This window comes from Sphingomonas sp. SFZ2018-12, assembly GCF_022496715.1.
Classification (GTDB): Bacteria; Pseudomonadota; Alphaproteobacteria; order Sphingomonadales; family Sphingomonadaceae; genus Sphingomonas.
The window spans coordinates 1,373,385-1,387,900 of record NZ_WTFM01000001.1 but is presented as its reverse complement, the minus strand read 5'-3'; the positions used below and the strand labels follow the sequence as shown (position 1 = coordinate 1,387,900).

General features: G+C 68.4%; 7 protein-coding genes. All 7 read left to right on the top strand.

Annotated features, from left to right (window positions below; genetic code table 11):
• Positions 1-170: 170 nt before the first annotated feature.
• The 7 genes from GO308_RS06410 to addA all read left to right on the top strand — a co-directional run bounded on the left by GO308_RS06410 (position 171) and on the right by addA (position 14,507).
• Complete coding sequence (locus tag GO308_RS06410; RefSeq protein WP_240884651.1) at positions 171-3,467, top strand: TonB-dependent receptor; 3,297 nt, start codon at positions 171-173, stop codon at positions 3,465-3,467.
• A gap of 157 nt (positions 3,468-3,624) precedes the next feature.
• Positions 3,625-5,982 carry a PAS domain-containing sensor histidine kinase gene (locus tag GO308_RS06405; protein ID WP_240884649.1) on the top strand — a complete coding sequence of 786 codons (2,358 nt, stop codon included), beginning with the start codon at positions 3,625-3,627 and terminating at the stop codon, positions 5,980-5,982.
• On the top strand, positions 5,979-6,431 hold the full coding sequence (gene tsaE / locus GO308_RS06400) for a tRNA (adenosine(37)-N6)-threonylcarbamoyltransferase complex ATPase subunit type 1 TsaE (protein WP_066674220.1): 453 nt from the start codon (positions 5,979-5,981) through the stop codon (positions 6,429-6,431). The genes GO308_RS06405 and tsaE overlap by 4 nt, the downstream gene beginning before the upstream one ends.
• Positions 6,416-7,399 carry a phosphotransferase gene (locus GO308_RS06395; protein WP_240884647.1) on the top strand — a complete coding sequence of 328 codons (984 nt, stop codon included), beginning with the start codon at positions 6,416-6,418 and terminating at the stop codon, positions 7,397-7,399. Before tsaE ends, GO308_RS06395 begins: the two co-directional genes overlap by 16 nt.
• Positions 7,396-8,157 carry a nucleotidyltransferase family protein gene (locus GO308_RS06390; protein ID WP_240884646.1) on the top strand — a complete coding sequence of 254 codons (762 nt, stop codon included), beginning with the start codon at positions 7,396-7,398 and terminating at the stop codon, positions 8,155-8,157. Before GO308_RS06395 ends, GO308_RS06390 begins: the two co-directional genes overlap by 4 nt.
• Positions 8,150-11,119 (top strand): double-strand break repair protein AddB, encoded by a 2,970-nt coding sequence (addB, locus tag GO308_RS06385; protein ID WP_240884645.1) that lies wholly within the window; start codon positions 8,150-8,152, stop codon positions 11,117-11,119. Before GO308_RS06390 ends, addB begins: the two co-directional genes overlap by 8 nt.
• A complete protein-coding gene (gene addA / locus GO308_RS06380; protein WP_240884644.1) occupies positions 11,112-14,507 on the top strand; it encodes a double-strand break repair helicase AddA in 3,396 nt (1,131 codons plus the stop codon). The genes addB and addA overlap by 8 nt, the downstream gene beginning before the upstream one ends.
• Positions 14,508-14,516 lie beyond the last annotated feature (9 nt).

The following is a 14,516-nucleotide window of genomic DNA, read 5'->3' as shown; positions in this document are numbered from 1 at the left end:
CACTAAGTTGACATTGGCTGATCCTGAGGCATCATTTCCGCGCTGCACAACTTGCGCGGCGGACGAGCCTGGATAGGCTCGACCCGCGCAATAAGTCCGGGGTTGGAGGAGCCCCGGCTGGTCGCCTGATCCTGATGACAGGCAACTTATTGTTAAGCGGGGATTTCCTAATGCGTTTCAATCACATTGCCGGGCGCGCTGGTCTGATGATCGGCAGCGGCCTTTCGCTTGTCCTGTCGACGGCGGCGTTCGCCCAGGATTCGGCGCCGGTCGATGCGCCCACCGGTCAAGCGGAAGCGAGCGGAGAAGACATCGTCGTCACCGGATCGCGCCTGACTCGCGATCCGAATGCCACCGGACCCGCGCCGGTAAGCGCCGTGTCGTCGGCTGACATTTTGGCGACCGGTGCGACTGACGCGAGCCAGGCGCTTCGCCAGATTCCGGCCCTTTTGGCGTCCACGACGGTGGCGGACTCGATCGAACGCGGCGATGCGGATGTCGGTATTGGCCAGGCAACCCTCAATCTCCGCCAGCTCGGATCCAACCGCACGCTGGTTCTGGTCGATGGGTATCGCCACGTGTCGGGCGTTGCGGGCGCGCAGACGGTCGACGTGTCGACCATTCCGACCGCGCTGATCCAGAGCGTCGAAGTGCTGACGGGCGGCGCGTCGGCCGTCTATGGTGCCGACGCCGTTACCGGCGTGGTCAACTATATCCTGCGCAAGGATTTCGAGGGTTTTCAGCTCAATGGCCGGTCGAGCATTGCGACGTCGGGCAATGGCTCGTCGCAATCGATCGATGGGACTTACGGGCGCAACTTCGGCGGCGGCCGCGGCAACATCACCTTGTCCGCAGGCTACACCAATGATCAGGAAGTGCTGCTGGGCGATCGTCCGTTCACGCGTGACAACGGACGTGGCAACAACAGCACCACCTACGCCAATCCGCTGCGCCGTTTCCAGCGCGGGGACATCAGCGCGGCCGCAACGCCGAACTTCGCCCAGCGGTTCTCGAACGCTGCCGGCCGTTTCCCGATCGGTTTCGCGATTCCGACCGCCCAGCAATTCTCGACCTTCTTCCCTGGGCGGACGCCGACCGCGGCCGAACAGGCCCTGATCGACCGTGCGGCCAACGCGCCACTGTTCGTGATCGGTGCCGATCCCCGGTTCGCGATCAGCTCCGGCTCGGGGTTGATCTTCCGCAATGATTTTGGGTTCTTCAACGCGGACATCAACAATAACGGCGTCAACGACTGCGAAGAAAGCTATATCGGCCTGACGGGCTTCGGCGGCGGCGGCTGCTACATCTCGACGCCGGGTGGCGGCGTCAAGATTTTCGAGGACGGCGTCATTTCGACCAGCCAGAACCAGTTCGGCGGCGATGGCGCGGTGGAGCGGACGAACCAGACGTCGCTCATTCCCCGGAGCGAGCGCATCTATGCCAATCTGCGCGCCAACTACGAATTTTCGCCCGCCGCAGAAGTCTTCGTCGACGCGAAATATGCCCGCAACAACACGCTGTCGCGCAACAATTACAACACCTTCTATGACAGCCTGCTGATCTTCCCCGACAACCCCTTCATCCCGGATGTGCTTCAGGCCGATGCGGATGACGCGGGCGGTCTGCGGATCAGCCGCGACTTCCTCGATCTCGGTCCGAACACGCAGGAGGCCAATCGCGATACCTATCGCATCGTCGGCGGCGTGCGCGGCGCGATCGACAGCCATTTGAACTATGAGGTTTCGGGCAATTACGGCCGGACCGAGAGTTCGGTCACCCAGTCCAACCGCGTGCGTTATGACCGCCTGTTCGCATCGATCGACGTGGTCACTGGTCCCAATGGGCAGCCGATCTGCCGTTCGGACATCAGCTCCGTGCCGCATCCGGGCAGCGAAGTGTTTCCCGTGATCGCGCCCGGCTTCTTCACCTTCCGCCCCGGTGACGGCCAGTGCCGCCCGGGCAACATCCTGGCGGGGGAAAACTCGCTGAGCCCCGAAGCGGTCGCGTTCATTACGACGCCGACCACCAATCGGTTCGTGCTCCAGCAGTTCGTCGTCAACGGGATCATCACGGGCGATACCGGCGGGTTCTTCAATCTGCCCGGCGGCGCGGTCAAATTCGCGGTCGGCGGCGAATATCGCGAGGAGCGTTCGAGTTCGCGGTTCAGCGATCTCGAGCTTGGCCTGCTGCCGGAAGGGTCGCCCGCCGGTCCCGCCGGCACCTTCATCGGCGACGTCTCGGACAACCAGCAGCTGGTTTTCGACGCACAGACCCGCACGTTCAATACCGGCGGGTCGTTCGACGTGAAGGAAGTGTTCGGCGAAATCTCGCTGCCGATCCTCAAGGACACGCCCTTTTTCTACGAGCTGACGCTCGGCGCCGCCGGGCGCTATGCCGATTACTCCACGGTCGGTGGCGCGTTCACCTGGAACGTCAACGGCGTGTGGGCGCCGGTCCAGGATATCCGGTTCCGTGGCACGTATGCGCGCGCAATCCGTGCCCCGAACATCGCGGAACTGTTTGAACCCGCGCAGGGCGCGACGTTCCGTCCTTCGGATCCGTGCGATGTGCTCAACCAGAACGCGACACCGAACCGCCTTGCCAACTGTATCGCCGCGGCAACCGCGCTCAACATCCCCAATGCCGCGAGCTTTATTGCAAGCTACAGCGATCCGCTGACCGCGCGCTTTTCGGGCACGAGTGGCGGCAACCCCAACCTGTCCGAGGAAACCGCAACCACCTGGACGGTGGGCGGCGTGATCCAGCCACGGTTCATCCCCGGGCTGACGCTGACCGCGGACTATTACTCGATCGAAATCGAGGATGCGATCGCCGCGGTGACATCGCAGGACATCGTTAATACGTGCTATGACAACACGACCTTTCCGAACCAGTTCTGCGATCTGATCAGTCGCAATGGTCCCGGATCGGGGCCGACGACGTTCGGCTTTAATTTCCTGCGCCAGACCCAAATCAACTTCGGACGCATCGAGACTTCGGGCATCGACTTCACCGCCGCCTATCAATTCGACATCGGCGACCATGATTTCGGTTTGCGGGTCAGCGGCAACTGGACCGAAAAGGTCGATCGTTTCTTCGATCCGATTGACACCACGCTGGTCAATCCGGGCCTGCGCGAAACGGGCGCGCCGGAATGGTCGGGGCTCGGCACGTTCACCTATGGCTATAAGGGCCTCGGCTTCAATTACACCGTCCAGTATATCGGCGAGCAAGCCGTGGCGTCGGCTGTGCAGATCGAACGGGTGGACCGGGAATTCGGTCCGGCGGGTCTGGCGCGGGAGTATTTCGTCCATAACGTCGCGGTCAATTACGACGTGACGGAGTCGTTCTCGCTCAACGCCGGTGTCAACAACCTGACCGATGCGCGTCCCTATCTGTCGAGCTCGGCCTATCCGGTCAGCGGCATTGGTCGCGTCGCGTTCATCGGCGCGCAGGCGCGGTTCTGATCGCGGCTCGCGAAAGCTGACGTGATCCGCTCGCGCAAGCGGGCGGGTCGCTCAGCGTGGCTTCAGCCCCCTTGGTGCCCCGCGGCATCAAGGGGGTTTCGCTTGGGCGCAGTGATGGCTACCCGTTGGCCATGCGTGCGTGTCTGGCCCATCCTCAATGACGATAGCTGAGCCGATTGCGCTCCTTGTCCTCGGCGCGGTCCTGGCGATCCTTGTCGCGCTGGCGGGCTATGCCTTCTACCGGAGCGTCCAGGGCGCGCGCATCGCGCGGGTTCAGCGTGCCGAGGCCGAGCGCGCGCACGCCCTGATCGGCCATTCGCCGGCGATGGCGATGCGCGTCGATCCGGATCAGCGCGTATCCTTGCCCCTCGCGCTCGTCGACCGGCTGGGCTTCGGCCGTGCGCCGGAGCGGCTTGAGGAATTGCGCAACGAACCGGGCGTGGTCGCTGAAACCGAGTTTCCCGACGGTGCGCGGCTGGTGGCGGCGATTATCGAGGCGCAAAGCGCCGCGCGGCCGTTTCGGCTCGCGCTGCGCCCGCCGGGTTCGGCACGGCGGTTGATCGCGATCGGCGATCGCGCGCCCGAAACGCTGGGACCGGCCGGCACCGTCATCGTCTGGTTCTTTGACGCAACCGACATCCAGACCGAGCTCGACCGCGCCGAAAGTGAGGCCGACCGGCTGCGTGCCGCGTTCGAATCGCTGACCGGGCTGATCGAAGCCGCGCCGATGCCGATGTGGTATCGCGGCCCCGACCTCAGGCTCGCGATGGTCAACAGCGCCTATGTCCAGGCGGTCGAAATGTCCGACGCGGCCGGGGTCATCGCGCGCCAGGTCGAGCTGGTCGAAACCGCCGGACATCTGGGTCCGATCGTCAACGCGGCCGAAGCGCGCGACAGCGGCCGCGCGCAGGTGACCGCGCTGCCCGCGACGATCGGCGGGGCACGCCGGATGCTGCGCTTTCACGACGTGCCCATGCCCGACGGCGGCACCGCCGGCTACGCGATCGATATCGAGGAGCTCGAACAGGCGCGCGCGGGGATCAAGCGTTTTGCCGATGCGCAGCGGTCGATGCTCGACCGGCTGTCGTCCGCGGTCGCCCAGTTCGGTGCCGACCGCACGCTCGTCTTCTGCAATCAGCCCTTCCAGCGCATCTTTGCGATGCGGCCCGAATGGCTCGCCGACCGGCCGGAGTTCGACCGGGTGCTGGAGCGGATGCGCGAGGCCAACCGCCTGCCCGAAGTCCGCGACTTTCCGGGCTGGAAAGCCGAGCGCCGCGCATGGTTCCACGCGACGCAGGACGAAATCGAGGAAAATTGGCACCTGCCGGGTTCGGTCCATTTGCGCGTCGTGGCGCAGCCGCTGCCCGAAGGCGGCTTGCTGATGATCTTCGAGGATCGCACCGAACAGGTCCAGCTGGCGAGCGCGCGCGACACGCTGCTGCGGGTGCGCACCGCGACCTTCGACAATCTGTTCGAGGCGCTGGGCGTGTTTTCCGCCGATGGCCGGTTGCAGATCTGGAACGCCAAGTTCCGGCAGGTCTGGGCGCTCGAGGAGAGTTTCCTCAGCACGCATCCCCGCGTCGATCTGTTGGCGGAGGAAGTGGCGCCGCGTCTCGCCAATCCGGCGCGCTCGTCGCTGATCCCCGACCTTGTCCGCTCCGCCGCCAACGAGCGCCAGCAGCGCGGCGGCCGCGTCGCCTTTGCCGATGGCCGGCACTATGAATTCGGTGCCGTGCCGCTGCCCGACGGCAACGCATTGCTGACCATGATCGACATTTCCGACAGCCGGCGCATCGAACAGGCGCTGCGCGACCGCAACGATGCGCTGGAGGCGGCGGACCGGGTGAAGACCGCGTTCGTCGCGAACATGAGCTATGAGCTGCGCACCCCGCTCACGTCGATCAAGGGTTTCGCGGAGATGCTGCACGCCGGATATGCAGGCGAATTGAGCGAGTCCGGGAGCAGCTATGTCGGCGCCATTTTGGAATCGGTCGAACGCCTGGGTGGCCTGGTCGACGATGTGCTCGACCTGACTGCGACCGAAGCGGCGGCGCTCGATGTCCAGCCGGTCGATCTGGATGCGACCGCACGCGCCGCGGCCGAGCATCTGGTGTCTCTGGCCCGGGAGCGCGGGATCGAACTTGCCGTCGACGTCCAGCGGTCGTCAGGCACGGTGCAGGGCGATCCGCGCCGTCTGCGCCAGGCGATCGAGCATATGCTGCGCCACGCGCTCTGCACGCTGGACGAGGGCAATCGCGTGCTGCTGCACGTCGACGGGACGCGTGAAGCCGCGCGCGTGGTCGTGTCCGACGACGGGGCGGGGATGAGCCCGAGCGCGCAGGCGCGTGCATTCGATCGCTTCGCACAGCCCGCGGTGGCGCGGCCCGGCGATCGCCATCTCGGGCTCGACCTGCCGCTCGCGAAGCAATTCATCGAAGTTCATGGCGGGGAATTGTCGCTGGTGTCCGAGCTGGGCCACGGCACCATCCTGACCGCCACGCTGCCGCGAAAATGAGCGCCAACCTGCTCTGGTCGATCGAGGACTCGCTGGCGCTTGGCGCGCGGATCGCGCGCGTCGCGCGTCCGGGCGACGTCGTCACGCTCAGCGGACCGCTGGGCGCGGGCAAGACCAGCATCGCGCGCGGCCTGCTGAACGAACTCGGGCTAGAGGGCGAGGCACCGTCGCCGAGCTACGCCATCGTCCAGCCCTATGCGCCGCCCGAGGTGCAGTTTCCGGTGCTGCATGTCGACCTGTACCGGATCGAGGACGCAGAGGAAGCGGTCGAGCTCGGCTTGTGGGAGGCACGCCACGATTCGCTGCTGGTCGTCGAATGGCCCGAACGCCTGCCCGAGCTGACCTGGGTGGACGCCCTGCGGCTGACCCTGTTGATCGAAAGCGATGGCGTGCGGCGCTTGACAGCGATGGTGCCGGAGGCATGGAGGCAGCGATGGTCGCTGATATGAATCCACCCCCCGCCGCCGCCGAATTTCTGGCGGCAAACGGCTGGGGCGATGCCGAATTGCTGCCGCTGGCGGGCGACGCGTCGTTTCGCCGCTATTTCCGCGCAGTCGCGCCGGGGCGCTCCGCGGTGCTGATGGATGCGCCGCCGCCGCATGAGGACGCGCGCCCGTTCCTGGCCATCGCGCGCTGGCTGGGCGATCGCGGGTTCGCCGCGCCGGCGATCCTGGGCGAGGACGCGGTCGCCGGCCTGGTGCTGATCGAGGATTTCGGCGACGCCCGCATGCGCGAGACCGTCGATGCAGCGCCGGAGAGCGAGCTTCGGCTCTATGGCGAGGCGGTCGACCTGCTGGTACGGCTCCATCGCGAGGATGCGGCACCGTTGCGCGGCTATGATCGTGCCGAATATCAGCGCGAGGCCGGGCTGCTCACCGAATGGTATTGTCCGGCGGTGGGGATCGAACCCGATGTCGTGGCCTATCGCGCCGCGTGGGACGCGGTGCTCGATCATGTCGAGCCCGCGCCGCCGGTCACGGTGCTGCGCGACTATCATGCCGAGAACATCATGCTGATCGAGGGTCGCGAGACGCTGGGCCTGCTCGATTTCCAGGACGCGCTGACCGGCCACGCCGCTTATGACCTCGTCTCGCTGCTTCAGGACGCGCGGCGTGACGTCGCCCCCGAGCTCGAGGCGCAGATGCTCGACCGCTATCGGCGCACGACGGGCGCGGGTGAAGGGTTCGACGCCGCCTATCATGTGCTGGGCGCGCAGCGGAATGCGAAGATCATCGGCATCTTCACGCGGCTGTGGAAACGTGACGGCAAGCCGCGTTATCCCGGGCTTTGCCCACGCGTCTGGCGTTATCTGGAACGCGATCTGGCGCATCCGGCACTGGCACCGGTGCGCGCCTGGTTCGATGCCAATATCCCCGCGGCCCGGCGCGGCGACCCGATCGTGATCGCCGGCGAATGACGACCGCGCACACGCTGGCGCTGCGCCCCAATCCGGACGCGCCAGTGCCTGAAATCGCGATGGTGATGGCGGCGGGCCTGGGCAAGCGGATGCGCCCGCTCACCGCGACCCGCCCCAAGCCGCTGGTCGAAGTGGGCGGTCGCGCGCTGATCGATCATGTGTTCGACCGCCTGCGCGCGGCTGGCGTGCGCAGGGCGGTCGTCAACGTCCATTATCTCGCCGACACGCTCGAAGCGCATCTGCACCACCGGGTGAAGGGCATCGATATCGTCATCTCGGACGAGCGGCGGCAGCTGATGGAAACCGGGGGCGGGCTGGTTCAAGCGCGCGCGCTGCTCGGCGATCGCCCGTTCCTGTGCGTCAACAGCGACAATCTGTGGATCGACGGGCCGATCGACGCGATCCGGCTGCTGGCCCAGCACTGGGACGATGCCCGCATGGACGCGTTGCTGCTGATGGTGCCGCTGGCTCGCGCCAACAGCCATGGCGGGCGCGGCGATTTCCATCTCGACAGCTTCGGCCGGATCACGGGGCGCCGCGCGCCAGGACGTGTCGCGCCGTTCGTCTTCACCGGCGTCCAGATCCTGTCGCCGCGCGTGATCGCGGACTGGCCGGAGGGACCGTTTTCGACCAACCTGTTCTGGCAGCGCGCGATTGAGGCCGGGCGTGCCTGGGGCCTGCCGCATCAGGGATTGTGGTTCGACGTCGGCACGCCGCGCGCAATCGTCGAAACCGAAGCCTTGCTCGCGGATGCCTGATCGCGCCCACCTGCGCGTCTACACCATCCCGGTTCATCGCGCGTTCGCCGACGCGCTCGCGACAGGGTTGATCCGCCAGCATGGCGGCGAGCCACTCGCCCTGGCCCGCGGCACCATCCTGGTTCCCAACCATCGCGCCCGCCGGGCGATCACGGATGCGTTCGTCCGCGCGAGCGGAAGCGGGCTGCTGCTGCCGCGCATCGTTGCGATCGGCGATCCGGAGCTGGACGAGGCCGCCGGCGCGATGTTCGATCCCGCGGATGCCGCCGACCCGGTACCGCCGGCGGTCGATCCACTCGCGCGCCGATTGATCCTGTCGCGCCTGATCGAGGCCGAGCGCGCAGCAGCCGGTGCACCGGTCGATGCCGCGGAGGCGCTGCGGCTGGCGGGCGACCTTGCGCGTACCCTGGACCAGTTGCTGGTCGAGGATGTCACGCCGCGCGCGCTCGCCGCGCTCGAGCTTGCGGAGCAGCCGTCCGAGCATTGGCAGCGGGCGCTGGAGGTGTTTCGCATCCTGCTCGATCGCTGGCCGGCGGAGCTTGCGCGGCTGGGGTGCATCGACCTCGCCGAACGACGGTCGCGGCTGATGCGTCGTGCTGCGGACCGATGGCGCGCGGGGACATCCGCGGGCTTCATCTGCGCCGCCGGCGTGACGAGCGCGGCCCCCAGCGTCGCGCGGCTGCTCCGCCGCGTCGCCGAACTCCCGCAGGGGCTGGTGGTGTTGCCGGGCGTCGCGACCGACATGCCCGACGACCAGTGGGATGCGCTCGGGCCGTACCCGCGTGACGCCGTGACCGGGAAGCGCCCGCCATCGATTGAAACGCACCCGCAGTTTCACCTGAAGCTCCTTCTCGATCGCATGGGGGTGGCGCGCGGCGAGGTGATGGCGTGGCGGCACGGCAGCGACCATGATGCCGCACCCGCGCGCGGCAAGGCGATCGCCACCGCTCTGGCACCCGCGCAGTTCACTTATGGCTGGAACGAGGTACCGGCGCGCGAGCGTCGGTTGACCGGCGTCGCGATGCTCGCCGTCGCGACCCCCGCCGAGGAAGCGCAGGCGATCGCGATCGCGCTGCGCGAGGCGCTCGAGGCGCCGGGGCGGACCGCCGCGCTGGTGACCCCGGACCGCGCACTCGCCATCCGCGTCGCCGCGCATTGCCGCCGCTGGGGGATCGCGATCGACGACAGCGCGGGCGCGCCGTTGTCGACGCTTGCGCCCGGCACCTTGCTGCTCGCCATCGCGGAAGCCGCCGCCGCCGGATTCGCGCCGGTGCCCTTGCTCGCGCTGCTCAAGCATCCGCTGGTGCGATCGGGCGATGCGCGCATCGAATGGTTGGACGGCGTGCGGTCGCTCGACCTGGCGCTGCGCGGGCCACGTCCGGCGGCGGGACTTGAGGGCATCGCGCGGCATTTGTCCGATCCCGACGCCGCGGATGCGCATCGTCGTCGACCCGCCATCGCGTTCTGGAAGCATGCCCAGGCGTTGCTACGGCCGATCGCCGCGATCTTCGGCCGCGATGCCGCACCGCTCGTCGATCTGGTCGCGGTGCTGCGCGAGTCGGCGGATGCGTTGGCCGGCGAAGCCGCCTGGGCGCGACAGGGGGGGCGGGCGGCGGCGGACCTGCTCGCGGGGCTGGAGGCAAACGCGGCGCACGGCCCGGCCCGGATCGCTCCGGCGGCATTGCCCGTGATGCTGCGCACGCTGATGGATGAAATTGCGATCCGGCCGCCACAGGGCGGGCATCCGCGCCTGGCCATCTACGGCTTGCTGGAGGCGCGGCTGCAGACCGCCGACCTGATGGTACTGGGCGGATTGAACGAGGGCGTCTGGCCGGGATTGCCCGCCCCCGACCCGTGGCTGGCGCCGCGCATCCGCAGCGAACTCGGCCTGCCGGGGCTTGAACGGCGGATCGGGCTGTCGGCGCATGATCTGGCCGGGGCAATGGGCGCGCGCGACGTGTTGATGACGCGGGCCGAGCGCGACGCGAGCGCGCCGACGATCGCTTCGCGCTTCTGGCTGCGCCTGCAGGCGCTGGCGGGCGAGCAGCTGCACGCCGCCGATGACCTGGCGCGGTGGTGCGCCGACATCGACAATCCGCGCGAGCACGCGCCGTCGGCGCAGCCCGCGCCCCGTCCGCCCGTCGCTGCGCGGCCGCGCATCATTTCGGTGACGGAGGTCGACCGGCTCAAGGCCGACCCCTTCGCCTTCTATGCGCGGCGAATGCTCAAGCTGACCCCCCTCGACCCGGTCGATGCGGACGCGAGTGCGGCATGGCGCGGCACCGCGATCCACGCCGTGTTTGAACGCTGGGCGCGGGAGGATCGCGATCGCCCCGAGCGGCTGGCCGATCACGCGCTGGCGCTGATGCGCGATGATCGCACCCACCCGTTGATGCGCGCGCTGTGGCAGCCGCGGCTGATGGAGGCGGTCGACTGGATTGCGAGCCAGCTGGTCGAGTTGCGCGCGGGCGGCAGGCAGCTGATCGATGTCGAGCGGGAGGGGCGGATCGAGATCGCCGGCGTCACGCTCAAGGGCAAATATGACCGGATCGACCGCAATGCGGACGGAACGCTGGCGATCGTGGACTACAAGTCCGGCCAGCCGCCCTCGACACGCGCGGTGCGTGAGGGGTTCAGCCTGCAGCTGGGACTGCTCGGACTGATCGCCGAGCGCGGCGGGTTCGAGGGGATCCAGGGCACCGCGACCGCGTTCGAATACTGGTCGCTGGCGCGCAACCGCCAGGGCGGTTTCGGCTTCGTCGCCTCACCCGTCGATCCCAAGAGGAAGGATCCAATACCTGCCAACCGCTTTGTCGAAATTGCTGCGCACAATTTCATCGAGGCCACCGCAGCATGGCTCACCGGCGACGCGCCCTTCACCGCCAAGCTAAACCCGCTCTACGCGCCCTATGGCGACTATGACCAGCTGATGCGCCGCGACGAATGGTGGGGCCGTGAGTAAGGCCGGCAGCCTCCTGCCCAGGCTGAAGGGCGATCAGGCGCGCGCGAGCGACCCGGAAGGCCATGTCTGGCTGTCGGCGTCGGCGGGGACCGGCAAGACGCAGGTGCTGACCGCGCGCGTCTATCGCCTGTTGCTGCGCGGAGTCGACCCCGCTGCGGTCTTGTGCCTCACCTTTACGAAGGCGGGTGCGAGCGAGATGGCCGGACGGATCAATGGCCGGCTCGCGCGCTGGGTGCGGATGCCCGAGCCCGATCTGCGCAAGGAGCTGTTTGCGCTTGGCGAGAATCATCTCGATCCCGCTGTGGTGGCGCGCGCGCGCACGCTCTTCGCGCGGGTGCTCGACGCGCCCGGCGGCGGCATCCGCATTCAGACGATCCACAGCTTTTGCCAGAGCCTGCTCGCCGCGTTTCCGCTCGAGGCCGGCCTGCTTCCCGGCTTCCGCCCGCTTGAGGGGCGTGAGGAACAGGTGCTGGCGCGCGAGGCGCTGGCGGAACTGCTGGTTGCGCAGGAATCGCTGCACGGTTCCGACGTGCTCGATGCGGTACGGGCGCTCAGCCTGCGCATGGGCGAGGGGCGGGCGGAGGCCTTTCTGCGCGCCTGTGCCGCCCGCCCCGACGCGATGGCGCGGCTGCCCGGATTGATTCAGCCCTTCGTCCGCGACTGTCTCGATCTGCCCCCTGGCGATGTCGAGGCGGCGATCGCTGCGGCGTGCGCGGATGACGCGTGCGACATTGCCGGGCTGCGCGCCGTCGCGGCGATGAACGCGGGGTGGGGGACCAAGAACGGCCTGGCGCGGGCGGATGCGATCGCGCAATGGCTCAGCCGCGATCCGGGCGGGCGCGCCGCGGGACTGGGCGAACTGCACCTTGTCTGGGCAAAGGCGGACGGGGACCTCCGATCGTTCGCCAAAGGGCAGGCGCCGCCGGTCGCCGACTATGCCGATCTGGCGACGCGCTTTCACGGCTGGTGCGGCGAGCTGGTCGGGCTGCGCGCCCGTGCCGGCTTTGCGGACCTGCTTGCGCAGGGGCTGACCGCTGGACGCGCTTATGCCGAAACCTATGCGGCGTCGAAGCGGCGCATCGGCGCGGTCGATTTCAATGACCTGATCCGCGAGACCGCCAGGCTCCTCGCGCTGCCCGGCATCGGCGACTGGGTGCGCTACAAGCTCGACCAGGTGACCGAGCATATCCTGATCGACGAGGCCCAGGACACCAACTGGCCGCAATGGGAAATCGTCCGCCGCATCGCCGACGAGTTCTTTGCCGGTGAAGGCGCGAAAGGCGACCGGCTGCGCACGCTGTTCACCGTCGGCGACTATAAACAGGCGATTTTCGGCTTTCAGGGCACAGACCCCTATAATTTCGCGCTCGCGCACCGGATGTTCGAACGGCTCGCCGGACCCGATCAGCCGTTCACGACGCTTTCGCTCACCGACAGCTTCCGGTCGACCGAGCCAATCCTGACCTTTGTCGATGCCGCGATCGCGGAGCTGCCCGACGATGCGCTGGGCGCGCACAGCACGGTCGAGCCGCATGGCAGCAACGTGCCGGGGCCGGGGCGGGTGACCCTGTGGGCACCGGTGATCGAAGGCGGCAGCGACGAGGATGCCGAGGGCTGGGCCGACGATGCCGCGCGCGGCATGGCGACCCGGATCGCGACCGAGGTCGCCGCGTGGATCGATCAGGGTCGGATCACGCCGGGGGAGGTGATGATCCTGGTCAAGCGGCGCGGCGAGCTGGCGGCGCTGATCGTCGCCCGCCTCTATGCCGCCGGGGTGCCGGTGGCCGGTGTCGACCGGCTGCGCCTCAACGCACCGCTGGCGGTCCAGGATCTGCTCGCCGCGATCCGCTTCGCACTCCAGCCCGACGACGACCTGTCGCTCGCCAGCCTGCTCGTCTCGCCGCTGATCGGGTGGAGCCAGGACGAGCTGATGGCCGCCGCGGTGCGCGAGCGCGGCAGCCTGTGGCGTCACCTGCGCGCGACGCAGCCGGACGACCGGCTGGCGCCGCTCTATGCGATGCTGGCGCAGGCCGATTTCACCACGCCCTATCGTTTTCTGGAGGACCTGCTGAGCGGCGCGCTCGACGGGCGGCGCAAGCTGATCCGGCGGCTCGGTGCGGAGGCGCGCGACCCGATCGAGGAACTGCTGACCGCGGCGCTGGGTTTCGAGCGGCTGGCGACGCCGTCGCTGCAACGCTTCATCGACTGGTTCGATCGCGGCGATGTCGACATCAAGCGCGACCCGTCGCAGGCGGCGAGCGCGGTCCGCGTGATGACCGCACACGGTGCCAAGGGGCTGCAGGCGCCGCTGGTCATCCTGGCCGATGCGACGGTCGACCCGACGCGCAACCGGCGCGACCTGCTCGACTGGCCGGTGTTCGGCGATCGCGAACCGGCGCTGCCCCTGATCCGGCCGCGTCGTGACGAACGCAGCGCCGCGCTGGAGACTTTGCTCGATGCGAGCGACGCGCGCGAGATGGAGGAGCATTGGCGGCTGTTCTACGTGGCCGCGACGCGCGCCGAACGCTGGCTGGTGATCGGCGGTGCGCTAGGACCCAAGGCGAATGGCAGCCCGCCTGAACAAAGCTGGTATGCCGCCGCCGCCCGCGCTTTCGACCGACTCGGCGTCGCCGAAGCCGATGCCGGCGGTGATCGGGACTTTACCGGGGTCGGCGTGACGCCTGCTGGCGGGGGCGCTGCACGGGCCGAGCGGCCACCGCAGCATGACGCGGTCGATCTGCCCGACTGGCTGCGCGCGCCCGCGCCCGCCGAAGCGCGTCCGCCCCGTCCGCTCGCGCCCTCGGCAATCGGCGACGACGCGATCGCCGACCCCCCGCTTCCGCCGAAAGCGCGCGCGGCGGCGGTTCGCGGTCAGCTGCTCCATCGGCTGTTCGAGCGGCTGCCCGCCGTTTCACCCGCCGCGCGCCGCGATGCGGCGTTGCGCTGGCTGATGCAGGCCGCCGGGGCGTCTGACGTGACGCTGGTGACCGCGCTGGCCGATGACGCACTCAGGGTAATCGACGACCCGCGCTTCGCCGGCCTGTTCGGCATCGACGCCCTCGCCGAGGCGCCGATCGCGGCGGTCGTCGACGGCCTCGTCATTTCCGGTACGGTCGATCGGTTGCGCGTCGAGGAGGATCGGGTGCAGGTCGTTGATTTCAAGACCGGGCGCATCGCACCGGCGACCCTGGCCGACGTGCCCGAATATCATCTGCGCCAGATGGCCTCCTATGCCGCCGCACTCGCGGTGATCTTTCCCGGCCGCACGATCGAGGCGTCGTTGCTCTACACGTCCGGACCCGTCCTGCACACGCTGCCCGCTGCGCTGCTGGCTCGGCACAAGCCCGGCTATGACCCCGCGCAGTTAAGGTTGAGCGGCGGCGCTTGAGGCGCGCGG

Bases quoted from the DNA above. Each gene is read 5' to 3' on its own strand.
- GO308_RS06410 (WP_240884651.1), top strand. From the start codon at position 171: ATGCGTTTCAATCACATTGCCGGGCGCGCTGGTCTGATGATCGGCAGC.
- GO308_RS06405 (WP_240884649.1), top strand. From the start codon at position 3,625: ATGACGATAGCTGAGCCGATTGCGCTCCTTGTCCTCGGCGCGGTCCTG.
- tsaE (WP_066674220.1), top strand. From the start codon at position 5,979: ATGAGCGCCAACCTGCTCTGGTCGATCGAGGACTCGCTGGCGCTTGGC.
- GO308_RS06395 (WP_240884647.1), top strand. From the start codon at position 6,416: ATGGTCGCTGATATGAATCCACCCCCCGCCGCCGCCGAATTTCTGGCG.
- GO308_RS06390 (WP_240884646.1), top strand. From the start codon at position 7,396: ATGACGACCGCGCACACGCTGGCGCTGCGCCCCAATCCGGACGCGCCA.
- addB (WP_240884645.1), top strand. From the start codon at position 8,150: ATGCCTGATCGCGCCCACCTGCGCGTCTACACCATCCCGGTTCATCGC.